Raw genomic sequence first — 25,204 nt, forward strand, 5'->3', positions numbered from 1 at the left:
GAGTCCGTGATTTCGCGCGCGATGCTCGCGCCATGGTTGCGATCGAGTCGGCGGCAGGAAGGCTGAGCTACGCCGACCTCGACGCGCGCGCGACCGCACTGGCCGGGGCGCTCGCCGCTGAGGGCGTCACGCCGGGCGCGACGGTGGCGGTGTGCCTGCCGCGCTCTGCCGAGCAGATCGTCGCCCTGCTCGCCGCCTGGTACGCAGGCGCGGCGTATCTCCCGCTCGACCCCGCCTGGCCCGAGGCGCGACTCGCCGCGTTCGTGGAGCGCGCCGGCTGTGCGGCCGTGATCGCGCCGCGCGGATCTGCGATCGGCACGGTCGCGCCCGATGCGGCGGCGGCGTTCGAACCCGTCGCTGCCGGCGATCTCGCCTATGTCATCTTCACCTCGGGTTCGACCGGCGAGCCCAAGGCGGTCGAGGTCGGGCACGACAATCTTGCCGCGCTGGTTGACTGGCACCTCGGCGCGTTTGCGGTCGGCACCGGCACGCGTTCGGCGCACCTTGCCGGATTGGGTTTCGATGCGGCGGCGTGGGAAGTGTGGCCGACCCTCGCGGCGGGCGGCACTTTGTGCCTCGCCGACGATGCGGTGCGGCTCGATCCGGCCGCCTTGCGCGACTGGCTGCTCGCCGAGCGCGTCGAGGTCGCCTTCGCGCCGACCGCGCTTGCCGAGCCGCTGGTCGGAATGGACTGGCCCGCCGATGCGGCGCTTCGCGTGCTGCTCACCGGCGCGGACAAGTTGACGGTGCGGCCCAAGCCCGGTCAGCCGTTCAGCTTCGTCAACAATTACGGCCCGACCGAATGCACCGTCGTCGCCACCTCGGGCGTGGTGTCGCCCGAGGGCGAGGGCCTGCCCTCGATCGGCACTGCGATCGCGGGCACGACGATCCACCTGCTCGATCCGGGCGGCGACGATGTGATAGCAGGCGCGCCCGGCGAGGTCTGCATCGGCGGTGCGCAGGTCGCGCGCGGCTATCGCGGCGACGCGGTGATGACCGAGGCACGCTTCGTCGAGCACTCGCATTATGGTCGGCTCTACCGCACCGGCGATCTCGCGCTGCGGCTCGAGAGCGGCGAATACGCCTTCCTCGGTCGCGTCGACGGTCAGGTGAAGGTGCGCGGCCACCGCATCGAGCCGGCTGAGGTCGCCGCCGCGCTGCACCGCCTGCCCGACATCGCCGCCGCCCATGTGCTGGTGCGCGAGGGCGAACTGGTCGCCTATGTCACGCTGAACGCCGACACCACGGCGGGCGCGCTTCGCGCCGCGCTCGGCGAGACGCTGCCCGATTATATGGTGCCCGCGCATTTCGCCCGGCTCGACGCGATGCCGCTCACGCCGAACGGCAAGATCGACGTGCGCGCTTTGCCCGATCCCGCCACGGTCGCGCTGGCCGAGAGCGCTGGCGGCCGCGCGCCCGCGACGCCGACCGAGGAGCGGCTGTTCGAGATCGTCAGCACCGTGCTCGGCCACCGCGATTTCGGCGTGGACGACGATTTCTTCCTGCTCGGCGGCCACTCGCTGCTCGGCACGCAGGTCATCATCCGCGCACGCGACGCCTTCGGCATCGACCTGTCGCTGTTCCACCTGTTCGAGGCGGCGACCGTCGCCAAGCTCTCCGAAGTGGTCGAGACGCTGATCTTCGCCAAGATCGAGGCGATGAGCGACGACGAGATCGCAAGGCTGTCGGCATAATGGCGACCCGCCCCGTCTCCGATCCGTCGCTCAGCCTGTTCCGGCTGCTCGACCCGGCCGTACTCGCCGATCCGTATCCGCTCTATGCGCGGTTGCAGCGCGAGGATCCGGTCTATTGGGATCCGTATCTGCATAGCTGGGCGGTGACGCGCTACAGCGACGTTCACGCCGTGCTGCACAAGTTCTCCGCCGATCGCACCCCCTCGCCCGACCTGATGCGCTCGCTCGGCCTCGGCTCGATCGAGCCGATCGCAGCGGTGATGGTCAAGCAGATGCTGTTCCTCGATCCGCCCAACCACACGATCCTTCGCAAACTCTGCTCGACCGCGTTCACGCCGCGCCGGGTCGAGGCGCTGGAGGAGCGCGTCTTCTCGGTCGCCAACCGGCTGATCGACGCCGCGCTCGCCAAGGGCGAGATGGACGTGATGGCCGATTTCGCCGAGCCGTTCCCCTCGATCGTGTTCGCGCACCTGATGGGCGTGCCCGAGGAGGATCACCTCCAGCTCAAGCGCTGGTCCGCCGATTACGCGCAGATGCTGGGCAACTTCTCGCACAACCCCGACGGGATCGCGCAGGTGCTGAAAAGCACCGCCGACATGATCGCCTATTTCCAGCACGCCATCCACTCGGGCAGCCTCAAGGACGGGCTGGTCAAGTCGCTGGTCGAGGCCGAGATCGACGGCCAGAAGCTGACCGAGGAAGAGGTGATCGCCAACGCCATCGTCACGATGGTGGGGGGCCAGGAAACCACCACCAACCTGATCGGATGCGGCCTGCTGACCTTGCTGCGCCAGCCCGACAAGCTCGCCGAACTGCGCGACCGCCCCGAGATCATGGACAGCGCGATCGAGGAACTGCTGCGCTACGAAAGCCCGTCGCAGCACACCTCGCGCATCGCCACCGAGGATACGCTGATGGGCGGCAAGCTCATCAAGAAGGGCCAGCCGGTCATGGCCGTGATGGCCGCCGCCAACCGCGATCCCGAACGCTTCCCAAATTCCGACGCCCTAGATTTCGAGCGCAAGGACAACCGCCACATGGCGTTCGGCTGGGCGGCGCATTTCTGTTTCGGCGCGCCGCTCGCGCGGATGGAGGGGCGGATTGCGTTCCGCCTGCTGCTCGACCGGCTGACCAACCTCGCGCTGCCTGAGCAAAAGCTCGCGTGGCGCGAAAACCTCGGCCTTCGCGGCCTCAAGGCACTACGGGTGACATTCGGATGAACATGCCAGCCAAGATCGACGCCGCGCAGGCGCGTCGCGACCTGCTCGCGAAAATGCTCGCCGGCAAGGCGGCCGATGCCGCGCATGTGCCCGAGCCGATCCGCCCGCGCGACCCTGCGCGCGCCGTGCCGCTCACCGCAGAGCAGAATCAGTTGTGGCTCCATGCGCAAATGGCGCCGGAGATGCCGCTCTACAACGAATCGATCACGATCCACCGGCTCGGCCGCTACGATCATGCCGCGATGGAGCGCGCGCTGACCGAGGTGGTGCGCCGCCACGCGATCTGGCGCTCGGCGATCGTCGAGGTGGACGGCGATTACGTGATGCAGGTCGCCCCGTCCGAGCATATCGACCTCGCCATTCTCGACATCAGCCATTTTCCCGAGGATCAGCGCGAGGCTGAGGCGGTGCGCCTCGCCACCGAGGATGCGCGCGCCCCGATTGCGCCCGACAAGGCGCCGCTGTTCCGCGCGCGTGTGGTCAAGCTGAGCGACGTCGAACACCGGCTCTACCTCACGCTGCACCACGTCATTTTCGACGGCGTGTCGATCTACAAGACGCTGGTGCCCGAACTGGCCGCGCTGGTCGATGCCTACGAGGCCGGCCTGCCCTCGCCGCTGCCCGAGCCGCAGTTGCAATATGCCGATTACGCCGTGTGGCAGGCCGACCGCGAGCAGGGCGACGAATACAAGCGCCAGCTCGATTTCTGGCGCACGCAGCTTGCCGCGCCGATCCCACGCCTCGAAGTCGTCGGCGACCGCCCGCGCGCGGCGCTGCCGACGCATGCCGGGTCGATGGAGGTGTTCGAACTCGACACGCCTCTGGTGGAGCGCCTCAAGGAGATCGCCCGTGCGGAAAACGCGACGCTCTATTCGGTGCTGCTCGCCGGCTACAAGGCGATGCTGTTCCGCTATACGGGTGACGAGGACATCATCGTCGGCGGCGTCACCGACACGCGGCGGCGGCCCGAGCTTCAGCCGCTGATGGGCTACTTCCTCAACACGATGGCGATCCGCAGCCGTCCGCTCGGTGGCACGCCGTTCCGCGCCTATCTCGCCGAGGTGAAGCGCAGCGTGGTCGGTGCGCTCGGCGCGAGTGACATTCCGTTCGACAAGCTGGTCCGCGCGCTCGACATCAAGCGCGGCACCGGCACGCACCCGCTGTTCAACACCCTGTTCTCGATCGAACCGCCGGTCGATCCCTTCCCCGCCGGCTGGGATCTGACGCAAATGGACGTGACGGTCGGGGCGGCAAAATATGACCTCTACCTCGAACTCGACGAGCGGCCCGAGGGCGGCATGGCCGGGCGCTTCCTCTATTCGAGCGAACTGTTCGACGCGTCCACGATCCGCCGCATGGCCGATCACTGGGTGCGCCTGCTCGAAGGCGTCGCCGCCGATCCCGAGACGCCGCTTGGCCGTCTGCCGATGCTGGCGGCGCAGGAACAGGACCGACTCGCCGCCGACTGGAACCAGACGACGCGCGACCTGCCCTATGCGAGCGTGGTCGATTGGGTCGCCGCCAAGGCTGCTGCCGAGCCGGATACGGTGGTGATCGAACAGGCCGGCGAAGGCTGGACCTATGCGCAGCTCGCCGCCCGCTCGGACGCGATCGCGGCCGAACTGGTTTCGCGCGGCGTCACGCCGGGTGCGCTCGTCGGGCTTTCGCTCGAACGCACGCCGTACATGATTGCGGCGATGCTCGGCGTGGTGAAGGCGGGCGCGGCGTATCTGCCGCTCGATCCCGGCTTCCCGCAGGCGCGGCTGGCGATGATCGTCGAGAGCGCCGAGCCGGTGCTGATCCTCGTCGAGCCCAGCACCGAACACGCGCTGCCGCAGGATGCCGCGCCACTGGTACGGCTCGACCGACACTGGCCGCATCGTGACTTCACGGCCCCGGCGATCGATCCCGAAGCGCCCGCTTACGTGCTCTACACGTCAGGCTCGACCGGTAAGCCAAAGGGCGTTGAAATCCCGCACGCGGCGCTGGTCAACTTTCTCGTCGGCATGGAGGACAGCCTCGGCCTCGCAGCCCGCCAATCGATCCTCGCCATCACGACTCTGTCGTTCGACATCGCCGAGCTGGAAATCTGGCTGCCGCTCGTCACCGGCGGCAAGGTCCACCTCGCCACGCGCGAAACCGCGACCGACATGATCGCGCTGGCCGAAGACGTCGCCCGGCTCAAGCCCGACATTCTTCAAGCAACCCCCGCCACCTGGCGCGGACTGATCGAGGCGGGTTGGCAGGGCTCGCCCAATCTCACCGCGCTGTGCGGCGGCGAGAAGCTGCCGCGCGCACTCGCCGATCAACTGCTGCCGCGCGTCGGCGCCTTGTGGAACATGTACGGCCCGACCGAGACGACGATCTGGTCGACCGTCGCCAGGGTCGCGGACGGCCCGATCACCATCGGCAAGCCGATCGCCAACACGACCATCCGCATCCTCGACCAGAACGGCAACGATCGCCCGGTCGGCGCGGTCGGCGAGTTGTGCATCGGCGGACGCGGCGTCGCGATCGGCTATCGCGGGCGGCCAGACCTTACGCAAGCCAAGTTCATCGACCATGCGGGCGAGCGGCTCTACAAGACCGGCGACCTCGCGCGCTGGCGGCCCGATGGGATGCTCGAATGCCTCGGCCGCACCGATAACGAGGAGAAGATCCGCGGCTTCCGCATCGCCATCGAGGAGGTCGAGGGTGCGCTCGCCGCGCTTCCCGGCGTCTCGGCGGCGGTGGTGAAGGCATGGCCCGACCCGAGCGGCGAGCGCGCGCTATGCGGCTATCTGGTTGGCACCGGCGACGTGGCGGAATGGCGCGAGCGCCTGTCCGCCACCCTGCCCGACTACATGATCCCGACCCGCTTCATGGTGCTCGACGAACTGCCGCAGACACCCAACGGCAAGGTCGATCGCCACGCGCTGCCCGAGCCGGGCAAGGCGTCCGTCACCGACCATGCGCCCTTGGAAACGCCCGCACAGGAAAAACTGGCCGCGATCTGGAGTGACGTACTCAAGGCCGAAGTCACCTCGCGCAACGCCGACTTCTTCGATCTCGGCGGTCATTCGCTGCTGATCGCGCGGCTGATCCGCCGCATCGACAAGGATTACGGCGTGAAGCTGCCGATGGCGGCGCTGTTCCAGGCGCCGCGCCTCGCCGATATGGCTGAGATCATCGCCGGCGGCAAAGCGATCGAGAACCCCGCCGTCGCCAAGATCCAGCCCAATGGCACGCAACCGCCGATCTTCTGGCTGGATGGCGGCTCGACGTTCCGCCCGCTCGCCGAGCGGCTCGGCCGCGACCAGCCGTTCTACGGCGTCTCGACCGCCGGCGTGCTGGAGGCGGCGGGCGGGATGCCCGACAAGGATTTCCGCAAGACCGCCGATCTCGTCATCGCGGTGCTGCGGCAACTCCAGCCGAGCGGGCCGTACCGGATCGGCGGCTGGTGTACCTCGGGCATCCTCGCCTATGCGGTCGCGACGCAGCTTGAGGCGGCGGGCGACGAAGTGCGGCTGCTGATGCTCGCCCACCCATTTCACCCGGTGCGCGCGCGCAAAGTGGGCGCGGCGCGGTTCTTCCTCAGCAAGTTTAAATACCATCTCGACAAGACGTTCGCGCAAAGCCCCGGCAAGCGCTGGCATTATTTCGTCGATCGCCTGCGCGGCCTGTCCGACGCGGCGGCGCTGGCGGGTGGGCGCGAGGCGGTGTTGCAGCCCAAGGTTCAGTCCGCGCTCGACCATTCGGCGAGCCACTATACGCCGCCGACGTATAATGGCGACGTGATCCTGTTCCAGCCTGACGATCATCCCGGCGTGCTCGATTTCGTCGAGGACTGGCGGGCGCAGGTGCGTGGGCAGTTCGACGCGCACATCGTGCCCGGGGGCCACCGCACCATGCTGGAGGCACCTAACGTCAACGTCTTCGCCGACCTGCTGCGCGAGCGGCTCGCACGCGCCAACGCGGAAGCCGCGGCGCAGCGCGGCGCCTGACGCGGGTGGCGGCGGCCGAGGTCCATATCGGCCGCCTCGAGGTCGCGGCGGACGAGGTCGATCGGCTCGCGGCGTTGCTGTCGCCGGAGGAGCGCGCCCGCGCCGCGCGCTTCGCCTTCGCACGCGATCGGCGGCGGTTCGTGGTGCGCCGCGCGCGGCTGCGGCAGACGCTGGCGGCGGCCATCGGAGCATCGCCGGAGCGTCTCGTTTACACCGAGAATGGCTACGGTAAGCCCGCGCTCGCCGGCGGCCTCTGCTTCAGCGCCTCGCACTCGCACGAGCTATGGGCGATCGCGCTGTCCGACCGCGACGTCGGCGTCGATATCGAGCATCACCAGCCCGGTCTCGACTGGCGCGATGTTGCCGCCGGGCTGTTCCGCGCCGATGAATGCGCCGCGCTCGACGTGCTCCCGCCCGACGATCAGATGCGCGGCTTCTTCGATTGCTGGGCGCGCAAGGAAGCGTTCGTCAAGGCGATCGGCATGGGCCTCTCCTACCCGCTCGACGCCTTCGCGGTGTCGGTCACGCACGAGGCGCGGCTGCTGTCGGGCGCGGACGGGTGGCGCATCGCCGGACTTGCGCTGCCGGAGGAGTACTCGGGCGCGCTGGTGGTGGCGGATGACGGCGCGCCGACAGAAATCGCGCTTCACGTTCGGGAACGGCCCGGTCTAAAGCCGGTTTAGCTTCCGGTCGCGCCGTTTCGAGCGGGGCGCCGGGGCGGATCGTGACGGCACCGCGCCGCCACACGCGCTGCGGGGGTGACACGATGTATTTTCCGATGATCGCCGCCGCGCTGGCGTCCGCAGCGCCGGGTGGTGCGCCGCTTGCCCCCGGCACCATCACGATCGAACAGGGCGGGGATTCCGCCGTCCCGCCGGGCGCGAGTCGCGCGTTCACCGATGCGGTGCAGGCCGCGATCCTGCGCGCCGATTTCATCCCGCTCCCCGCGCCGAGCCACAGCCGCTATGTCGCGACCTTCACCGTCACGCGCAAGGATCGCGGGGTCGTCACGTCGGGCACGCGGGGCAGCGCACCGGCTGCGGGGATCGCAAACTGGGGTCTCGGCATCGGCGTGCGCCTGCCGAGGAAGGACGATCAGTTGCGCGATCTCGTCGTCACGCAACTCACCGTCACCATCCTGTTGCGCGCCGATCACCGGCCGGTGTGGAGCGGCAGCGCGCTCACCGCGCAGGTCGACGGCACGCGCGCGGGCGCACCCGATGCGGTTGCGGTCAAGCTGGCGGATGCGGCCCTCGCGCAATTCCCCCAGCAGGTCGACGCGCCGGTATCCGTCCCGTAAGCGGGCAGCGCTACGCCACCGCGCCCCGCCGCGCGACGAGGCTGGCGAACTCGCCGATGATCGACCGGGCGACGATCAGCACCAGCCCGCCGTACACCGCCACGCCGACCGTCACCAGAATGGCGAGCGTCGGCAGCGGCGGCAGCCCCGCGATCAGCACCGACACCGCCAGCACCGCCGCCGCCATGCCGGCCGACGCGATCGCCGCGGGCATCGCCGCGCGGATCAGCGCGCGCCCGGACGTACCGATCACAGGCATCGCGAACATCGCGGTCAGGATCATGTGGAGCGGCGCGCCGACCACCCATGCCCACGCCATGCCGACCGCGCCGTAGCGCACGCCGATCGCAAACCCGAGCGGCATGATGACCGCACCCGCAGCAGCCCCCCACACTTGCAGGCGCGGATGGCCGAGCGCGGTGGTGGCCGGCGCGAACAGCACCTGCACCGTCAAGAACGGCATCGCGATCGCGAGCAGCCGGACGATCGGCGTCGCGTCGTCCCATTTCGGCCCGAGCACGACATCGACGAACGGCCCCGCCACCGCCGCCAGCCCGACATAGAAAGGCAACGCGCCAAACAGGATCAGCCGCACCGATTTGGCGAAGGCGTGGCCCGTCGTCTCGCGATTGCCCTGCAACCGCGCATAGGCGGAAAACGCCACGTCGTTGAGCGGCGGCACGAACTTCGCGGTGACGATCTGCGCGAGGAACAGCGCCTCCGCATAGAGGCCGAGGTGCCGCGCATCGAGCGAGCGGCCGCCGATGATGACGTCGCTCTGCGTCTGTACCAGCCACAGCAGCGAACTGAGTAGCATCGCCCCGCCGAACCACACGATGCTACCAGCACCCTTCAGCCGGAAGGTCGGCAGCACTGTCAGCCGCGCCGCCAGCGTCATGCCGAGCGCACGCGACCAGATCACGCACATCGGCGCGATCACCAGCGTCCACACCCCGCACCCCGCCAGCGCACAGCCGAGCGACGTACCCGCGCCGATCAGCGCGGAGACGAGGTTCACCTTCGCCTGCACCTTGTAGTTGAGCTGCCGGCTGAGCAGCGCGCTCGGCAAGGCGACGAACGGCGTGGCGAGGTAGAGCCCGGCCTGCACCATCAGCAGATGCGCGACCATCGGCGTATGAAAATACTCCGCGGCGAGCGGCGCGATCAGCAGTTGCGCCAAAGCGATGCCGCCGTTGAGCAGGATGAGGATGCCGAACACCTGCCGGATCAACGTCTTGTTGAGATCGGGCGCGCGGATCAGCGAGGCGGTGAATTCCTGCCCGTTGAGCAGGCTGAGGAACACCAGCACGCTCTGCGTCATCGCGAACAGGCCATAGTCGCGCGGATCGAGGATGCGGATGACGAAGAAAGTCGCCGCCCACATGATGATCTGCGCGATCACCTGGCTGCCCGAACGCCACGCGATCGCCTGCACGATCTGGGTCGTGAAGCTCTTTTCCACCGCAATCTCGGACATGGAATTCATCGGTTGGAATGCTCGCTCCGTAACATTTCAACCATATTGCCGGGGAAGTGGAGGAAGAATGAAGGAGCGCACCGGGAAACACCTGTTTTCAGGGTCGCTGCGCGGTTTTTTGCGGAGAAGAACCGGTGCCGAAGCGGCATGGTCGGGGAGACAGGATTCGAACCTGCGACATCCTGCTCCCAAAGCAGGCGCGCTACCAGACTGCGCCACTCCCCGACGCGGAGGAGCCCCTTAGGCTATCCGCTCCGGAAAGGGCAAGCGTTCATCGCGCGCCGATCCCGGCGCGCGATGAGGAACGGTTACTGTGCGGTCGCGCCGTCGGCGGTCTTGGCCGCCGAATCGCCGACCTTCTTGGCGCTGTCGCCGATGTCCTTGGCCGCGCCCGACACCGCATCGGTGCGGATCGTGTCGTTTTGGCTCTTGTTCATCAGATACATCGCCCCGATCACGACCGCGAGCAGCAGCACGATCGCGATGAGCCAGGTCGCGCCGCTGCCGCGACGTTCGATGACGGTGGTGTGCGGGGTATCGGTCACGCGATTGTCAGACATCACTCATCTCCTCCTGTTACGGCGGCAGAACGGTGGCGTCCGGCGATTGTTCCCGAAACGGTCCGATCAGAACGGCAGCTTGAAGCCCGGCGGCAGCGGGATGCCGCTCGTCATCTTCGCCATCGCATCGCCCGACGCCGCATCGGCCTTGGCGCGCGCATCGTTGAAGGCGGCGACGATCAGATCCTCGAGCATCTGCTTCTCGCTGACCGCGAGCAGCGAATCGTCGATGTCGAGCCCGATGATCCGGCCCTTGGCCGATGCGCGCACCTTGACGAGCCCGCCGCCGGCCGCGCCCTCGACCTCGACCTTGTCGAGCCCGGCCTGCGCCTTTTCGAGTTCGGCCTGGACGTTCTGCGCCATGGCCATGATATCTTCGAGGTTGTTCATGCTTCGCTCCGTTGCAATTCGATGATCCGGTCGAGTTCATCCTCGGGGAACTCGGCACCAGGGAACGCCTCGAACGCCGCCCTGACCACGGGCGTGTCGAGAATGGCGGCACGGCGCAGCGCCTTGTCGGCCTCGTGCTGCTCCTTCAACGTCGGCGCGCCGGGCACGTTGTCGGTCGTGACCTTCCACACCTTGCCGGTCAGTTGCTTCAACTCGACGTTGAGTTCCCGCACGAAATCGGCGGAGATCGGCCGCAGCGAACTCAGCACCAGTTCGGTGGCGGCGAAATGCACGACACTCGCGCTGTGATAGACCTTGGCGGCGAGCGCCTGCTGGCCGTTTTCGTCAAGATACGCCCGGAGCTTCCCGATGGTCTCTGGCAATGCGGCTTCGGCCACCGCCGCCGCGGCGGCAGGCGCGGGTGTCGGCGCGGGCGGGGCGGCAGCGGGCATGCGCCCCTCCGCCAGCATCTTCGCGAGGTCGCCGGGATCGGGCAAGGTCGAGGCGTGGACGAGCCGCAGCAGCGCCATCTCGCACGCCTCGATCGGCAGCGCGGCGCGGCCGACCTCCTCGTGCGCTTTCAGGAGCAACTGCCACAGCCGGTGCAGCGCCGCGAACGACAATTTCGCCGCCCATTCGGCTAGCGCGGCGCGCTCCTCGGCCGACTGACCCGCATCGACGCTCGCCCCGAGCTTGACCAAAGTCGTGCCATGGGTGGTTTCGAGCAAAGCGCGCAACACGCTGAGCGGATCGACGCCGAGATCATATTGCCGCCGCAGCGACGCCAACGCCCCCGCCCCGTCGCCGGCAAGCAGCAGCGCGAACAGGTCGCGCGTCGCACCGCGATCGGACAGGCCGAGCATGTCGCGCACCGCATCCGCGCGCACGCCGCCGCCTTCCTGCCCCGCATGCGCGATCGCCTGATCGAGGATCGACAGCCCGTCGCGCGCCGACCCTTCCGCCGCACGCGCGATCAGCCCGAGCGCTTCGGGCTCTGCCTCGAACCCTTCGGCCTTGGCGACATAAGCGAAATGTTCGGCCAGCTTCTCCGCCGGAATGCGGCGCAGGTCAAAACGCTGGCAGCGCGACAGCACCGTGACCGGCACCTTGTTGACCTCGGTGGTGGCGAACAGGAACTTCACATGCGCGGGCGGCTCCTCCAGCGTCTTCAACAGCGCGTTGAAGGCGTTCTTGGAGAGCATGTGGACTTCGTCGACGATGTAGATCTTGAACCGCGCCGACACAGCCGCATAACGCGCCGCGTCGATGATCTCGCGCACGTCGTCCACGCCGGTGTGGCTGGCGGCGTCCATCTCGATCACGTCGATATGCCGACCCTCGGCGATCGCGCGGCAGGGTTCGCACACGCCGCACGGGTCGATCGTCGGGCCGCCCTGCCCGTCCGGTCCGACGCAGTTGAGCGCCTTGGCGATCAGCCGCGCGGTCGACGTCTTGCCGACCCCGCGCACGCCGGTCATCAGGAAGGCATGCGCAAGCCGGTCGCGCTTGATCGCATTGCCGAGCGTCTGCACCATCGCATCCTGCCCGATCAGCTCGGCAAAGGTCTGCGGACGGTATTTGCGCGCGAGGACGCGGTACACCTCGGACTTGGGCGGCTGCGCGGGTTCACCAAGATCGAAGGAGTCGGCCATGGCGGCTATGTAGGGTGCACGCGGGCGTATCGACAAGCACGTTACGTTCGTTCACGCTGCGGGTGTGAAGTGGAACGCCGAAACCGAAGCAAAGTATGACCGCTGGCTTGAACGGGCATTATCGATCCTCGATGGGAACGGGAACGGCATGGGTTTGCCGGTATTGCGGATGTTGGCGTTCCGGGGACATCACGGCGGCATGACTGAACTCGCCAACCGCATGACGTCGCCTGAAAACAGTATCCACGATTTCAAACGCGGGATGGCGCTTGAGCTTCGATTGGCGAGAGGCGTCCAGCAAAGCTGGATCCGGGAAAACGTCGCCACTTCGTATCGCAATCATGGCAACATGATCGGCTACCGGCTCTGGCTGATACGGGCGGCTCGGTTAGGAGATGCAGACTTCGTTGCGGAAAAACGGCGGTTTGAAACGCGCTTTCCCTATCAGGTTATGAAGCGATGGGGCCGGTATCGGCCACTACGTCGAAACGAACGGTGAATAGTGAGTCGTGCCGCGGGCGAAGCCCGCGGCGTCGGACGGCGCTTTAGCGCCGCCGGCCGCGCGCGCTGCGGTTGCGTGTCGCAGCTATGCTGCGACTTGCGCAGCGTGCGGTAGGAGCCGGGCGACCCGTGGCGAAATCGTTGTGGCTGCTGCCTTCCGGCCCTGACCAGGTTGGCGACGACCACGTCCGCCCGACTCCCGCGCCGCATATGGCGGGGTCGGGCGGCGGGATCAAGAGTCTATCAGCGGCGGACGCGCACCATCTTGCACACGCGCTTCACATGGTGGCCCTGACGGACCATCTTGCAGACCTTCTTCGAGTGCCAGCCGTGCGGCGCGGCCAACGCGGGCAGCGGAGCGAGGGAAGCGGCCGACACGCACGCGGCGGCAACAAGAGCAGCAAATTTCATCATCATTTCCTAATTTTTACAATCCCTGTTCGGACGCCCCCCGAGGCGCGGCCACCCGCATCTTCATGCAGGTGGCGCGCGCAGCGTCTTCAGCGGCCCCAGCGCACGGTGCGGCAGACGCGGACCTTGTGGTGGCCGCGCCACTTCCAGTTGCACACCCGGCGCGTGCGGTGATGGTTCCAGCCCGGCCCGCGATGCTCGTCGTGGCGGACGACGGTACGCGTCACGACGCGCTCGTGATGATCTTGCGCGACCGCCGCAACCGGCGTGAGCGTGGCGGCGGCAAGGCACGCCGACAGGATCAGCTTGATTTTCATGACATTCGCTCCTTTTTGCGCCCGAACGGCACGGGAACGTAATGATCATCGCCCCTGCATGTTCCGCGCTTCGGCCGGTATTGTCACCGTGATCGCGCGTTCGAGCCGAATCTGGCAGGCGAGCCGGCTATGCCGCGTCGCCCCGCTGGCGAGATCGAGCAGATCCTCCTCGTTCTCGCTCGCCGCAGGCAGCCGCGCGAAATCCTCCGCCGCGACGATGACGTGGCAGGTCGAACACGCCATCTGCCCCTCGCACGTTCCCTCCAGCGGCTGGCCGGTGTTCTGCGCCACATTGAGAAGGCAGTCGCCGGGCTCGGCCCGCGCGGTGCTCAGCGTGCCATCGGCGGCGATGAAAGTGACGATGAGGCTCATGCCGCGATCCGCTGCGATGTGGCGGCGGCGATGATGCGATCGGTAGCGTGGATCAGGTCGTCCTCCCGGGTATAGCGGCCGAAGCCGAGGCGGATGCTCGAACGCGCCTGGGCGTCGCTAAGGCCAATCGCGCGCAACACATGGCTCGACCGTCCCGACCCGCTCGCACAGGCGGAGCCGGCGGAGAAAGCGACGTCGCGCAACTCCGACATCAGCCGGTTCACGTCGAGCCCCTCGCGCCGCACATTGAGATTGCCCTTGTAGCGATGCTCGGCAGACCCGTTGAGCACCCAGCCAGCGCCCGTGAACCGTGCCAGCGCGGCGTCGAACAGCCGCGCGACATGCGCCGCGTCCTCCGCCTGCCGCTCTCGCGCCAGCCGGGCCGCCACGCCGAAACCAGCGCACAAGGCCGGCGACAACGTACCCGAACGCCCGCCCGCCTCCTGCCCGCCGCCGTGGAGCAGCGGCGCGGGATCGAACCCGTCGCGCACCCACAAGGCGCCGATGCCCTTGGGACCGTGGATCTTGTGCGCCGATACCGCGATCAGGTCGCACCCTTCAGGAAGCGCGACCCGCCCAAAGCCCTGCACCGCGTCGCACAGCATCGCCGCACCGGCCGCATGCGCGCGCGCGGCAAGGTCGCCGATCGGCTGCACCGTGCCGATCTCGTTGTTGACGAGCATCGCCGCGACCAGCCCGGTGCCGGGCGCGATCGGCTCCGGGGCGATGCGCCCGTCCGCCGCCACGTCGCGCACCGCCACGTCGCGTCCGCGGCGCCGCTCCACCGCCACCGTGTCGAGCACCGCCGCATGTTCGGGCGCGAAGGTGACGATGCCGCCGCGCGTGCCCTTGATCGCCCAGTTGAGCGCCTCGGTCGCGCCGCTGGTGAAGCTGACCGTGCCGCCCGCCGGCAACAACGCCGCGACCTGCGCGCGCGCGGCCTCGACCGCCGCCCTCGCTTTGCGCCCGGCCGCATGCGAAGAATGCGGATTGGCGAAATCGTCGCGCAGCCACGGCACCATCGCCTCGAACGCCTCGGGCGCGAGCGGCGTGGTCGCCTGATAATCGAGGTAGATCATGCCACGGCCCGGATGCCGCGCGCGGTGGCGCGCCACTCCGCGACGAAGCGATCGACATCCGCCTCGGTGGTGGTGCGGCCGAAGCTCACCCGGATCACTTCGCGCGTCGCCTCCACGTCCCAACCCATCGCGGTCAGCACATGGCTTGGCTTCATGCTGCCCGACGAACAGGCGCTGCCCGCCGAGACGGCGATGCCCGCCATGTCGAAACGGATCAGTTGCGTCGCCGCCGCCATGCCCCGCATCCGGTACGATCCGATCGCGGGGTGGCGCGGCGCGGCACCCGCCACCACCTCGCCGCCCGATCGCCCGATCGCATCGTCGAGTTTCGCGCGCAAAGTGGCCAGCGGCGCGACCGGCTCCGCGACACCAAGCGCCGCCGCATAGCCGAGCGCGCCCGGCAGATTCTCGGTGCCCGCGCGGTAGCCGCGCTCCTGCCCGCCGACCGGCGTCAGCGTGGCGAGATCGCGCACCAGCAGCGCGCCGACACCCGGCGGCCCGCCCCGCTTGTGCGCCGACAGCGCGACGAAGTCGGCCGCCTTGGCAAGCTCGGCATCGGCACCGGCGGGCATCTGCGCGGCATCGACCAGCAGCCGCCCACCGGCGGCATGAACGAGATCGGCCATCGCGGCGATCGGCTGGCGCACGCCGGTTTCGCTGTTGGCCCATTGCACCGCGACCAGCGCGGGCGTGGCCAGCATCGCCGCCAGTGCATCGAGGTCGATCAGGCCGTCGCGGTCGACCGGGATCGTTCCCGCATCCGGGGCGGCGCGGATCGCGGCATCATGCTCGGTCGCGCCGATCAGCCGCCGCTCCGGCACCGACCGGCCGAGCGCTATCGCCAGCGATTCGCTCGCCCCGCTGGTCAGCAGCGTCTCGCCGCGCCACGCATAGGCGGCGGCGATCTGCCCGCGCGCCCGCTCCAGCGCTGCCCGCGCGGCGCGTCCCTCCGCGTGGGGCGAGGACGGATTGGCCCAGCGCGCCATGCCCTCCGCAACCGCCGCGTGCGCCTGCGGCAGCATCGGCGTGGTCGCGGCATGATCGAGATAGATTCGGCTCGCCAAACGGGGCTCCGGTTCACAATGATTGCGCCGAGGCGCGCCGTGCCTATATAGCCCGCAACGTCCGCGTGTCCGCACGCCCCCAGATTTTTTGTCAGCAGGTTCGATGCCCGAAGTCATTTTTCCCGGCCCCGACGGCCGTCTCGAAGGCCGTTTCGCCCCCGCCCCGCGCCCGCGCGCGCCGGTGGCGATGATCCTGCACCCCCACCCGACCGCGGGCGGCACGATGAACAACCGGATCGTGCAGGAACTCTATAAGACGTTCCAGCGGCGTGGTTTCGCGACACTGCGCTTCAACTTCCGCGGCGTCGGCAAGAGCCAGGGCACGTTCGACAACGGCGTCGGCGAACTGTCGGACGCGGCGAGCGCGCTCGACTGGGTGCAGAGCTTCCACCCCGAGGCCTCGACCACCTGGATCGCGGGGTTCAGCTTCGGCGCGTGGATCGGCATGCAGTTGCTGATGCGCCGCCCGGAAATCCGTGGCTTCATCTCGGTCGCGCCGCCCGCGAACATGTACGACTTCACCTTCCTCGCGCCGTGCCCGGCAAGCGGCATCATCATCCAGGGCGAGAACGACGAGGTTTCGCCGCCAGCCGCCACGCAGAAGCTGGTCGACAAGCTGCGCACGCAAAAGCACATCACCATCCACCACGACACGATCCCGAAGGCGAACCATTTCTTCGAGCATGAAATGCCCGATCTGATGGGTTCGGTGGACAAGTATCTGGACATGCGGCTCGACCCCAATTCACCAATCCGGTGACTTGGCGGCAGCGGATTAGCGACAGCCAATCCGCGCCCGAGATGTAGAGCCGGCCGGCGGCGCTTCAGCGCCCACCGGCGTCACTCGCGCCGCGTCCGCTTCGTCAGCGCTTGCCTTCCGAATACGCCTGAAGCCATCGCTCCGCCGCGCTCATCGAGATGAACACGTCGCGATTTCCCGTGCCAAGCGCGGTGCGGGGATGCGGCTTCAACAGCGACGACGCGACCACCGCGGCGAGCCGGTCTTCAGGACGGTAGAGTTCCGCATTCATGTGCTGGAACTGCAACGCGGATTGCGGGCCTTCCACCACCCAGTCGCGCACGTCGAAGAACACGCGCAGCGTACCGTAACGGCGGCGCGCCTCGTCGACGATGCGGCGCTGCTGCTCGAAATACCGCCCGGCTTCGGCATCTCGCCAGATGCCGGCGCCCATTACCCGGATGGTGCTCGTCGCGTCGTCGATCCCTGAAGAGAAGCCGGCCTGCATCCGGCCCGATCCGTCCCAGCGCACCAGCATGTCGAGGTTGGCGTTCCGGGGAGCATTCATCTCGATCATCGCGTCACGCTCTGCGGTCGCGAATATGGATCGTGTCGATCGCTTCGAGCAGGTGGCGCTTGTACGCGAGCGCCCAGGCCTCGGCGGCGGCGACCGAGGCGAAATACGCGTAATGCTCGTCCGGCAGGATCCGGCGCATCTGCATCTTGGCGATGCTCTGCGCCACGACGATCGCACAGCGATCCCCCGGGCGGTTCAATCCGTCGAGGCTCTGGCGCAGCACCTCCGAGGCGGCCTGCGATTGTGGCGGCGCGTTGCGGAGATCGACGATCTGCGACAGCGCCATGCCACTTTCGTGGATGCGCCCAACCCAGCGCTTGAGATCGGCGAAATGTTCTTCAGTCTGGCGTAGTGACCAGAAGCCCGTCGAAACGATGCGGATCAGGCCAAGCGACCAATCGACGACGCTGGCGATCGTACTGCCGGCATCGCCTTCGTTGACCGAGAGGAAGCGTTCGAGGTGAGCGTCGCTGTGCATCGCACCACCTTACGCGAGACGCTTAAGGCCAGGTTGCCGCCGCGCCGACGCTTCGACCAAAGTCGTGTTCCTGCGCGACTTTCGACGCGCCAGCCGCCTGGCGTCAGTCGTTCCCCGCCAGCACACGGCCATAAGCCGGCAGATCGACGTTCCCGCCCGACAGCACCACCAGCATCCCCGCCTGCGCTCGCACCTTGCCGCCGAGCAGCGCCGCCAGCGCAACCGCGCCACCCGGCTCCACCACCAGCCGCAACCGCTCCGCCGCCCAGCGTTGCGCCGCGCGGATCTCCGCCTCGCTCACCGCCAGCCCTTCCACCCCGCGCCGCGACAGCACGTCGAAGGTGAGCGGCGACACGCGCGTCGTCTGGAGCGCATCGCACGCGGTCGGCGGCGCGCCCGGCTCGACCGGCTCGATCCAGCCCGCCTCAAGGCTGCGGCGCATGTCGTCCCAGCCTTCGGGCTCGACGACGGTGATCTTCGCGTCGGGCAGCGCGAGCGTGATCCCCGCCGCCAGCCCGCCGCCGCCGCACGGCACCAGCACCTGCGTGATCGGGCCGAGTCCGCAGGCCTCCATCTGCTGCGCCGCTTCGATGCCGGCGCTGCCCTGCCCTTCGATGATCCACGGATCATCGAAGCTCGGCACCAGCACCGCGCCGCGTGCCTCCGCGAGTCGCGCCGCGATCGTCTCGCGGCTTTCGGTCGCGCGGTCGTAGCTCACCACCTCCGCGCCGAGCGCGAGCGTACCCTCGCGCTTCGATCGCGGCGCGTCGGCGGGCATCACGATCGTGGCTGGCATGCCGAGCCGTTTCGCCGCCCACGCCACGCCCTGCGCATGGTTGCCCGAGGAGAATGCCACCACCCCGCGCGCACGCGATTCGGGGTAGATCGCGGTCAGCCGATGCCATGCGCCACGCACTTTGAACGCGCCGACCGGCTGGAGCGATTCGGCCTTGAAGGCGACGGTAACCCCTTGAACCTCCACGCTGAACAGCGGGGTTGGGGGCAGGATCTGCGCCACTTTCGCGGCGGCATCGCGCACCCCCGCACGGGTCGGCTGTCGTAAAATCGTCACATCCTGTCTCCGACCGTCTAAAATGGCTTTACATAGGAAAACGTCGATCCTATCTCGCGCTTCCGCTGCCCCATGGGACTTCCAACCGCAAGGCAGCTTTTTTCGTCTTGTCTCACGACATTGGAGGTCCCTTGAGTTGCACAAGCATCATCGCGCGCTGGGGTTAGCGACCACCATTTCGACCGCCGTCACCGGCGTCGACATCGCTAAGCACGGGCCGGTTCAGCCGGTCACGCTCGTTCGTCCGCACGCCGCATCGCGTGCCGCCCGCTTCTTCGTCGAGAAGTTTCCGGGTCGCTCGATGTATGCCGTGAAGGCGAACCCTTCGCCCGAACTCCTGCAGATTTTGTGGGATAGCGGCATCACGCAGTACGACGTCGCCTCGATCGCCGAGGTCCGGCTCGTCGCGCGTACGCTTCCGGAAGCGACCCTGTGCTTCATGCACCCGGTCAAGGCCGAGGAAGCGATCGCCGAGGCGTATTTCAAGCACGGCGTCCGCACCTTCTCGCTCGATTCGACCGAGGAACTGGACAAGATCGTGCGCGCGACCCGAGGAGCGGAAGACCTCACGTTGTGCGTGCGCATCCGCGTCTCGTCGGAACATTCGAAGCTGAGCCTCGCGTCGAAGTTCGGCGTGAGCCCGGGCGAGAGCAAGGAACTGCTGTTCCGCACCCGTCAGGTCGCCGATGCGCTCGGCATCTGCTTCCACGTCGGCTCGCAGGCGATGACCCCGGATGCCTATGCGAACGCGATGGAGCGCGTGCGTGCGGCGATCGTGGACGCGGCCGTCACCGTGGACGTGATCGACGTCGGCGGCGGGTTCCCCTCGTCCTATCCGGGCATGGAGCCGCCCCCGCTCGAGCGCTATTTCGAGACGATCCACCGCGCGTTCGAATCGCTGCCGGTCAGCTATTCGGCCGAACTGTGGGCGGAGCCGGGCCGTGCGCTGTGCGCCGAATACAGCTCGATCCTGGTGCGCGTCGAAAAGCGCCGTGGTGACGAGCTGTACATCAACGACGGCGCGTATGGCGCGCTGTTCGATGCGGCGCATATCGACTGGCGTTTCCCGACCCAGTTGCTGCGCGAGCCGGACAGCCATGCCAAGCTGATGCCGTTCAGCTTCTACGGCCCGACCTGCGACGACATGGATTACATGAAGGGTCCGTTCTATCTCCCCGCCGACATCAAGGCGGGCGATTATTTCGAGATCGGCATGCTCGGCGCATATGGCTCGGCGATGCGGACCGCGTTCAACGGGTTCGGATCGGACGAGACGGTGATCGTGGCGGACGAGCCGATGGTCTCGCTCTACGATCAGGCGTTCCAAGAGGTCGCCTCGAACGTCGTTAAGCTGTAACAGGCTTTTCATAGACTTAACCGGTTAGGGGCGGCGTGCTTCGGCGCGCCGCCTCCGCATGGGTTTCCGCGTCCCCTTATAACGACGGCGGTGCATGAGACGATTGGGAGTCCCCATGACCGAACCACTCAACACCAACCGCAAGGCCGAACTGCTTTCGACCACGGTCGAGCATATCGACATCACCAAGTTCGACGCACGTCCGATCGTCGACGCGATGAAGAAGATGAGCTTCACCAGCCGCGATCTCGGCCGCGCGACTGACATCTACAACCAGATGCTCGCCGATCCGTATTGCTCGATCTTCCTCGTCGTCGCCGGCTCGACCTCGGCGGGCGGCTGCATGGACCTCTATGCCGAGCTGCTGCGCAACAACATGATCGACGGCGTGGTCGCGACCGGCGCGTCGATCGTCGACATGGATTTCTTCGAGGGCCTCGGCCACAAGCATTATCAGGCGCTCGAAGTGCCGGACGACGACACGCTGCGCTCGCTGCTGATCGACCGCATCTACGACACGTATATCGACGAGGAGCAGCTTCAGGACTGCGACCACACGATCTACGAGATCGCCAACAGCCTCGAGCCGCGCCCGTATTCGAGCCGTGAGTTCATCCGTGCGATGGGCAAGTACCTCGTCGAACATGGCAAGAAGGAGAACAGCCTCGTCAAGCTAGCCTACGAGCATGACGTGCCGATCTTCTGCCCGGCGTTCGTCGATTCCTCGGCGGGCTTCGGTCTGGTCAAGCATCAGGTCGATCGCGCCAAGGAGGGCAAGCCGTACATGGTGCTCGACGCGATCGCCGACTTCCGCGAGCTGACCGACATCAAGATCAAGGCGGGCACCACCGGCCTGCTGATGATCGGCGGCGGCGTGCCGAAGAACTTCATCCAGGATACGGTCGTCTGCGCCGAAATCCTCGGTCACGACGACGTGCAGGTCCACAAATATGCGGTGCAGATCACCGTGGCGGACGTGCGCGACGGCGCCTGCTCGTCCTCGACGCTTCAGGAAGCGGCGAGCTGGGGCAAGGTCAACACCGGCATTGAGCAGATGGTGTTTGCGGAAGCGGGCTCCGTCATGCCGCTGCTGGCGTCGGATGCATACCATCGCGGCCTGTGGAAGACCCGCACCAAGCGCCGCTGGGGTGCAAGTTTCGATCGCCAGGATTAACGGACACGCCACGTTCGGTTAATCTGAGAAATCCCATGAAACCTTGGACGGCTGCGGACGTTTCGCAGCCGTCACCAAGTTTCAAGGGAGTAACACCAATGCGTAAGATCGTCCTCTCGCTGACCACTGCGTCGATCCTGGCCTCGGCCGCCATGGTGCCGAGCGCCGCTGATGCGCGCCGCTATCACCATCGCCGCACCTATTATCAGGATTGCCGCCGCTCCTCGGGCACGACCGGCCTGATCGCCGGTGGCGCCGGTGGTGCGGTGCTCGGCAACGTGCTGGGTGGCGGCGTGCTCGGCACGGTCGCGGGCGGCGTCGGCGGTGCGCTGCTCGGCAAGCACCTCGACAAAAAGCACGACGCTGCGCAGAACCGTCGCAACGGTTGCTGATCCTCGCCGGTTTCGCCCGGATACGGGCGGATATGGTGTAAAAGAAGCCCGGCTGTGCGACCTGCGCACGCCGGGCTTTTTCCTGTGTGGGCGTCGGCACGCTTTCAGTTGACGGCGCACGCGCTTCGATCGAGGACGCGACCGTCCGCCCCTCGCACCGATCGCAGCCATGACCATTTCGAACATCCTGCAATCCGCCGCAGAAACCGATGCCGAACGCATCGCACTGATCTGCGAAGGCGAGCGTTGGACCTACGCCGAACTCTGGGCCGCCGCCCGTGGCGCGGCGGCGGTGTTCCGCGCAAGCGGCGCGGCGCATGTCGCCCTGCTCGATCGCAACGGCGCGGCAGGTGTGATCGCGCTGTTCGGCGCGGCGATCGCCGGCCTGCCCTTCGCCCCCCTCAACTACCGTCGCGCCGACGCCGATCTGCACGCGCTGCTCGGCCGAATTGCCCCCGCCTGCCTGATCGCTGGCGACGAACGCTCGGCACGGCTCGGCGCGGAGGCGGGCGCGACGGTGTTCGGCGCCGACGCCTTCGTGGCGGCCGCGCGCGTTGCGTCTCCCGCGCCGCCGCACCCCGGCGAGGTGGCGGTGCAGATCTTCACCAGCGGCACCACCGGCACGCCCAAGGCGGCGCTGCTCCGCCACACGCACCTGCTCGCTTATGTCGCGGCCACCGCCGCGCCCCAGCCGGCGGGTGCGCACGAGGGCTCGCTGGTCAGCGTGCCGCCGTACCACGTCGCCAATATCGTCGCGTTGCTCGCCGCCATTCGCGCGCGGCGGCGGCTGGTGCTGCTCCCCGCCTTCACGCCCGAGGCGTGGCTGCGGCTGGTCGAGGCCGAGACGCCGAGCTACGCGTTCGTGGTGCCGACGATGCTGTCGCGCATCCTCGACCGGGTGGACGATGCGCAGGCGACACGACTCGCCTCGCTCACCGCGATTTCCTACGGCGCGGGGCGGATGCCCGCAGACCTGCTCGACCGCGCGCTCACCCGTTTCCCGACCGTGCGTTTTACCAACGCCTATGGCCTGACCGAGACGAGCGCGACGATCACCTCGCTCGGCCCCGAAGACCATCGCCTGGCGCACGCCGCGTCCGATCCAACGGTGCGCACACGGCTCCAGTCCGCCGGTCTCCCGCTACCCGGCATAGAGATCGAGGTTCGTGACACCGCCGGCACACCGCTGCCCGCCGGGGCGCAAGGCCAAGTGTACGCACGCGGTGTGCAGGTGTCGGGCGAATATCGCGACCGCGATGCGCGCGATGCCGACGGCTGGTTCGCGACCAACGATCTCGGCTGGCGCGACGCCGCCGGCTATCTGTTCCTCGCCGGCCGCGCCGACGATGTGATCGTGCGCGGCGGCGAGAACATTTCGCCCGGCGCGATCGAGGATGTGCTGCTTGCCCATCCCGCGATCGCCGATGCCTGCGCGGTCGGTATGCTTTCGGCGGAATGGGGCGAGGCGATCGGCGTGGCGTTCGTCGCCCGCGCCGGCCATGTTGCACCCGCGGCGGACGCGGTGAAGGCGCTCGTCAAGGCGCGGCTGCGCTCGTCGCATGTGCCCGAACGGGTCGTCACGCTCGACGCGCTGCCCTATAACGAGATGGGCAAGCTGCTCCGCCGCGAGGTGCGCGCGCTGTTCCCCCCTACTCAGGACGCGCGCGAGGCTGTAAGCGGCGCGGCATCATGACCGAACACGCCTCAGACCTGCTCCGCCTGCTCGCCGACCGCGGCTACATCCATCAGATCACCGACGCGCACGGGCTCGACGTGCTTGCGGGCAAGGAGGTCGTGTCCGGCTATATCGGCTTCGACCCGACCGCGCCGTCGCTTCACGTCGGCAGCCTCGTGCAGATCATGATGCTGCGCCGGCTTCAGCAGGCCGGGCATAAGCCGGTCGTGCTGATGGGCGGCGGCACCGGCAAGATCGGCGACCCGTCGTTCAAGGACGAGGCGCGCAAGCTGCTGACGGACGAGACGATCGCCAGCAACGTCGCCTCGATCAAGCGCGTGTTCGAACGCTTCCTCACCTTCGGCGACGGTCCGTCGGACGCGGTGATGGTCGACAATGCCGATTGGCTCGACAAGCTCGAATATATCCCGTTCCTGCGTGAGATCGGCCAGCATTTCTCGATCAACCGGATGCTGAGCTTCGATTCGGTCAAGCTACGGCTCGACCGCGAACAATCGCTGTCGTTCCTCGAATTCAACTACATGATCCTGCAAGGGTACGACTTCCTGGAGCTGTCGCGCCGCGCGGGCGTGCGGTTGCAGATGGGCGGATCGGACCAGTGGGGCAATATCGTCAACGGCATCGAGCTGACCCGGCGCGTGTCGGGCGAGACGGTGTACGGGCTGACCACGCCGCTCATCACCACGGCGGACGGCGGCAAGATGGGCAAGACCATGTCGGGCGCGGTGTGGCTCAACGAGGATGCGCTGCCCGCGTACGATTACTGGCAGTTCTGGCGCAACACGCAGGATGCCGATGTCGGCCGGTTCCTGCGGCTGTTCACCGATCTGCCGCTCGACGAGATCGCGCGGTTGGAGGCGCTGCAAGGCGCCGAGATCAACGACGCCAAGAAGATCCTCGCCGACGCCGCCACCGCCTTGTGCCGGGGTGAAGCCGCTGCCGCCGAGGCCGCCGAGACCGCGCGCCGCACCTTCGAGGAGGGTACGGCCGGCGATGCGCTGCCGACCTTCGCGGTGGCGGGCGGCAGCATCAACATCCTCGACGCGCTGGTCGGGCTAGGCCTCGTCGCGTCGAAGGGCGAGGCCAAGCGGCTCATCAAGGGCGGCGGCGCGCGCGTGGGCGACGACAAGGTGACTGACGAGGCGCTGGTCGTGCAGGTCGGTGCCCGGCCGGTGCGGATCGCGGCGGGCAAGAAGCATCACGGGCTGCTCGTCGCCTCCGCATGATCAGCGTAAACCCCTGTTAAACAGCTTTGTTTTTGCTGCATTGAGGATCGCTGCCTAGCGTGACCCCGGGCGCAAGAACGAGGCATGGTCGATGGGATACGCACACCGCACGGTGGAGGAGTTACGCAAGCAGCCCCGTGACGCAGTGGAGTTCCGTGCGCGCGCGACCGGAAGCGACGGGCGGCCGCTGGCGCTGCTGGTGGTCAACACGTCGGTCCAGGGCCTGATGGCGCGCTATGATCCCAGTTCGGACGTCGGCATCGACGAGCGGCTGCGCGTGAAGCTGCCGGTGATCGGCGAAGTCTCGGGCGTGGTACGCTGGGTGCTGGGCGGCCGGATCGGTTGCGAGCTGGACGATCCGATCGCCGCCGAACCCTATTACGAGATGCTGGCACGGGCGACCGGGCGGCGATGATGCCTGTTCCCCGGCGGAGACCGGGGACGCTAACGTAGCGTGTCCCGTCGAGCGCTGC

The 25,204-nt window shown here is 67.8% G+C and carries 25 protein-coding genes, 1 tRNA gene and 1 other RNA gene; 13 read left to right on the forward strand and 14 right to left on the reverse strand.

Annotation, left to right across the window (positions count from 1 at the left end; translation table 11 throughout):
* The first annotated feature begins 32 nt into the window (after positions 1 to 32).
* From AC3ANX_RS11715 to AC3ANX_RS11735, 5 genes are read left to right on the forward strand one after another with little or no spacing between them, the layout of a single operon-like run.
* Positions 33 to 1,694, forward strand: a complete 1,662-nt coding sequence (locus AC3ANX_RS11715; protein ID WP_488333459.1) for a non-ribosomal peptide synthetase — start codon at positions 33 to 35, stop codon at positions 1,692 to 1,694.
* Positions 1,694 to 2,914 (forward strand): cytochrome P450, encoded by a 1,221-nt coding sequence (locus AC3ANX_RS11720; protein WP_488333460.1) that lies wholly within the window; start codon positions 1,694 to 1,696, stop codon positions 2,912 to 2,914. The genes AC3ANX_RS11715 and AC3ANX_RS11720 overlap by 1 nt, the downstream gene beginning before the upstream one ends.
* A 2-nt stretch (positions 2,915 to 2,916) precedes the next feature.
* A complete protein-coding gene (locus AC3ANX_RS11725) occupies positions 2,917 to 6,897 on the forward strand; it encodes a non-ribosomal peptide synthetase (RefSeq protein ID WP_488333461.1) in 3,981 nt (1,326 codons plus the stop codon).
* Positions 6,898 to 6,902: 5 nt separating this feature from the next.
* Positions 6,903 to 7,580: a 4'-phosphopantetheinyl transferase family protein gene (locus AC3ANX_RS11730; protein ID WP_488333462.1), complete on the forward strand. Its 678-nt coding sequence runs from the start codon at positions 6,903 to 6,905 to the stop codon at positions 7,578 to 7,580.
* A 41-nt stretch (positions 7,581 to 7,621) separates the two neighbouring features.
* Positions 7,622 to 8,197, forward strand: coding sequence for a DUF4136 domain-containing protein (locus tag AC3ANX_RS11735; RefSeq protein ID WP_488333463.1), 576 nt, complete (start codon positions 7,622 to 7,624; stop codon positions 8,195 to 8,197).
* A gap of 10 nt (positions 8,198 to 8,207) precedes the next feature.
* Here AC3ANX_RS11735 and AC3ANX_RS11740 read toward each other — a convergent pair whose 3' ends face one another.
* The 5 genes from AC3ANX_RS11740 to AC3ANX_RS11760 all read right to left on the reverse strand — a co-directional run bounded on the left by AC3ANX_RS11740 (position 8,208) and on the right by AC3ANX_RS11760 (position 12,276).
* The gene (locus AC3ANX_RS11740; RefSeq protein ID WP_488333464.1) at positions 8,208 to 9,683 is read right to left on the reverse strand and encodes a lipopolysaccharide biosynthesis protein; all 1,476 of its coding nucleotides are present in this window, start codon (positions 9,681 to 9,683) and stop codon (positions 8,208 to 8,210) included.
* 139 nt (positions 9,684 to 9,822) lie between these two features.
* Positions 9,823 to 9,899: transfer RNA gene (locus AC3ANX_RS11745), tRNA-Pro, on the reverse strand.
* Positions 9,900 to 9,982: 83 nt separating this feature from the next.
* Complete coding sequence (locus AC3ANX_RS11750; RefSeq protein WP_488333465.1) at positions 9,983 to 10,234, reverse strand: hypothetical protein; 252 nt, start codon at positions 10,232 to 10,234, stop codon at positions 9,983 to 9,985.
* Between the two features lie 66 nt (positions 10,235 to 10,300).
* Entirely contained in the window at positions 10,301 to 10,624 is a 324-nt protein-coding gene (locus tag AC3ANX_RS11755; protein WP_488333466.1) for a YbaB/EbfC family nucleoid-associated protein, read from the reverse strand.
* Complete coding sequence (locus AC3ANX_RS11760; protein ID WP_488333467.1) at positions 10,621 to 12,276, reverse strand: DNA polymerase III subunit gamma/tau; 1,656 nt, start codon at positions 12,274 to 12,276, stop codon at positions 10,621 to 10,623. Before AC3ANX_RS11760 ends, AC3ANX_RS11755 begins: the two co-directional genes overlap by 4 nt.
* A 64-nt stretch (positions 12,277 to 12,340) precedes the next feature.
* Here AC3ANX_RS11760 and AC3ANX_RS11765 point away from each other — a divergent pair, with 64 nt between their 5' ends.
* On the forward strand, positions 12,341 to 12,775 hold the full coding sequence (locus tag AC3ANX_RS11765) for a hypothetical protein (RefSeq protein WP_488333468.1): 435 nt from the start codon (positions 12,341 to 12,343) through the stop codon (positions 12,773 to 12,775).
* Positions 12,776 to 12,885: 110 nt separating this feature from the next.
* On the opposite strand, the gene ffs is transcribed toward AC3ANX_RS11765, so the two are convergent.
* From ffs to AC3ANX_RS11795, 6 genes are all read right to left on the reverse strand, one after another.
* Positions 12,886 to 12,980: signal recognition particle sRNA small type (gene ffs, locus AC3ANX_RS11770), an RNA gene on the reverse strand.
* A gap of 40 nt (positions 12,981 to 13,020) precedes the next feature.
* Positions 13,021 to 13,188 (reverse strand): hypothetical protein, encoded by a 168-nt coding sequence (locus tag AC3ANX_RS11775; protein ID WP_488333469.1) that lies wholly within the window; start codon positions 13,186 to 13,188, stop codon positions 13,021 to 13,023.
* An 89-nt stretch (positions 13,189 to 13,277) separates the two neighbouring features.
* The gene (locus tag AC3ANX_RS11780) at positions 13,278 to 13,505 is read right to left on the reverse strand and encodes a hypothetical protein (RefSeq protein ID WP_488333470.1); all 228 of its coding nucleotides are present in this window, start codon (positions 13,503 to 13,505) and stop codon (positions 13,278 to 13,280) included.
* 45 nt (positions 13,506 to 13,550) lie between these two features.
* Positions 13,551 to 13,877, reverse strand: coding sequence for a 2Fe-2S iron-sulfur cluster-binding protein (locus AC3ANX_RS11785; RefSeq protein ID WP_488333471.1), 327 nt, complete (start codon positions 13,875 to 13,877; stop codon positions 13,551 to 13,553).
* Positions 13,874 to 14,956, reverse strand: a complete 1,083-nt coding sequence (locus AC3ANX_RS11790; protein ID WP_488333472.1) for a cysteine desulfurase family protein — start codon at positions 14,954 to 14,956, stop codon at positions 13,874 to 13,876. The genes AC3ANX_RS11785 and AC3ANX_RS11790 overlap by 4 nt, the downstream gene beginning before the upstream one ends.
* On the reverse strand, positions 14,953 to 16,020 hold the full coding sequence (locus AC3ANX_RS11795) for a cysteine desulfurase family protein (RefSeq protein WP_488333473.1): 1,068 nt from the start codon (positions 16,018 to 16,020) through the stop codon (positions 14,953 to 14,955). Before AC3ANX_RS11795 ends, AC3ANX_RS11790 begins: the two co-directional genes overlap by 4 nt.
* 103 nt (positions 16,021 to 16,123) lie before the next feature.
* Here AC3ANX_RS11795 and AC3ANX_RS11800 point away from each other — a divergent pair, with 103 nt between their 5' ends.
* The gene (locus tag AC3ANX_RS11800) at positions 16,124 to 16,780 is read left to right on the forward strand and encodes an alpha/beta hydrolase (RefSeq protein WP_488333474.1); all 657 of its coding nucleotides are present in this window, start codon (positions 16,124 to 16,126) and stop codon (positions 16,778 to 16,780) included.
* Between the two features lie 103 nt (positions 16,781 to 16,883).
* On the opposite strand, the gene AC3ANX_RS11805 is transcribed toward AC3ANX_RS11800, so the two are convergent.
* From AC3ANX_RS11805 to AC3ANX_RS11815, 3 genes are all read right to left on the reverse strand, one after another.
* Positions 16,884 to 17,336, reverse strand: a complete 453-nt coding sequence (locus tag AC3ANX_RS11805; protein ID WP_488333475.1) for a hypothetical protein — start codon at positions 17,334 to 17,336, stop codon at positions 16,884 to 16,886.
* Between the two features lie 4 nt (positions 17,337 to 17,340).
* Entirely contained in the window at positions 17,341 to 17,814 is a 474-nt protein-coding gene (locus AC3ANX_RS11810; protein WP_488333476.1) for a hypothetical protein, read from the reverse strand.
* Between the two features lie 103 nt (positions 17,815 to 17,917).
* Entirely contained in the window at positions 17,918 to 18,886 is a 969-nt protein-coding gene (locus AC3ANX_RS11815; RefSeq protein WP_488333477.1) for a threonine ammonia-lyase, read from the reverse strand.
* A gap of 136 nt (positions 18,887 to 19,022) precedes the next feature.
* Here AC3ANX_RS11815 and AC3ANX_RS11820 point away from each other — a divergent pair, with 136 nt between their 5' ends.
* The 6 genes from AC3ANX_RS11820 (at position 19,023) to AC3ANX_RS11845 (ending at position 25,146) form a co-directional block, all read left to right on the forward strand.
* Positions 19,023 to 20,243 (forward strand): type III PLP-dependent enzyme, encoded by a 1,221-nt coding sequence (locus AC3ANX_RS11820; protein WP_488333478.1) that lies wholly within the window; start codon positions 19,023 to 19,025, stop codon positions 20,241 to 20,243.
* 115 nt (positions 20,244 to 20,358) lie between these two features.
* Positions 20,359 to 21,417: a 1,9-bis(guanidino)-5-aza-nonane synthase gene (locus tag AC3ANX_RS11825; protein ID WP_488333479.1), complete on the forward strand. Its 1,059-nt coding sequence runs from the start codon at positions 20,359 to 20,361 to the stop codon at positions 21,415 to 21,417.
* Between the two features lie 98 nt (positions 21,418 to 21,515).
* Positions 21,516 to 21,809, forward strand: a complete 294-nt coding sequence (locus tag AC3ANX_RS11830; RefSeq protein ID WP_488333480.1) for a hypothetical protein — start codon at positions 21,516 to 21,518, stop codon at positions 21,807 to 21,809.
* A gap of 169 nt (positions 21,810 to 21,978) precedes the next feature.
* On the forward strand, positions 21,979 to 23,502 hold the full coding sequence (locus AC3ANX_RS11835; RefSeq protein WP_488333481.1) for a class I adenylate-forming enzyme family protein: 1,524 nt from the start codon (positions 21,979 to 21,981) through the stop codon (positions 23,500 to 23,502).
* Positions 23,499 to 24,731, forward strand: a complete 1,233-nt coding sequence (gene tyrS, locus AC3ANX_RS11840) for a tyrosine--tRNA ligase (protein WP_488333482.1) — start codon at positions 23,499 to 23,501, stop codon at positions 24,729 to 24,731. The genes AC3ANX_RS11835 and tyrS overlap by 4 nt, the downstream gene beginning before the upstream one ends.
* A 91-nt stretch (positions 24,732 to 24,822) precedes the next feature.
* Positions 24,823 to 25,146 carry a PilZ domain-containing protein gene (locus AC3ANX_RS11845; protein WP_488333483.1) on the forward strand — a complete coding sequence of 108 codons (324 nt, stop codon included), beginning with the start codon at positions 24,823 to 24,825 and terminating at the stop codon, positions 25,144 to 25,146.
* Positions 25,147 to 25,204 lie beyond the last annotated feature (58 nt).

It is taken from the genome of Sphingomonas sp. BRN-1R (assembly GCF_057748035.1).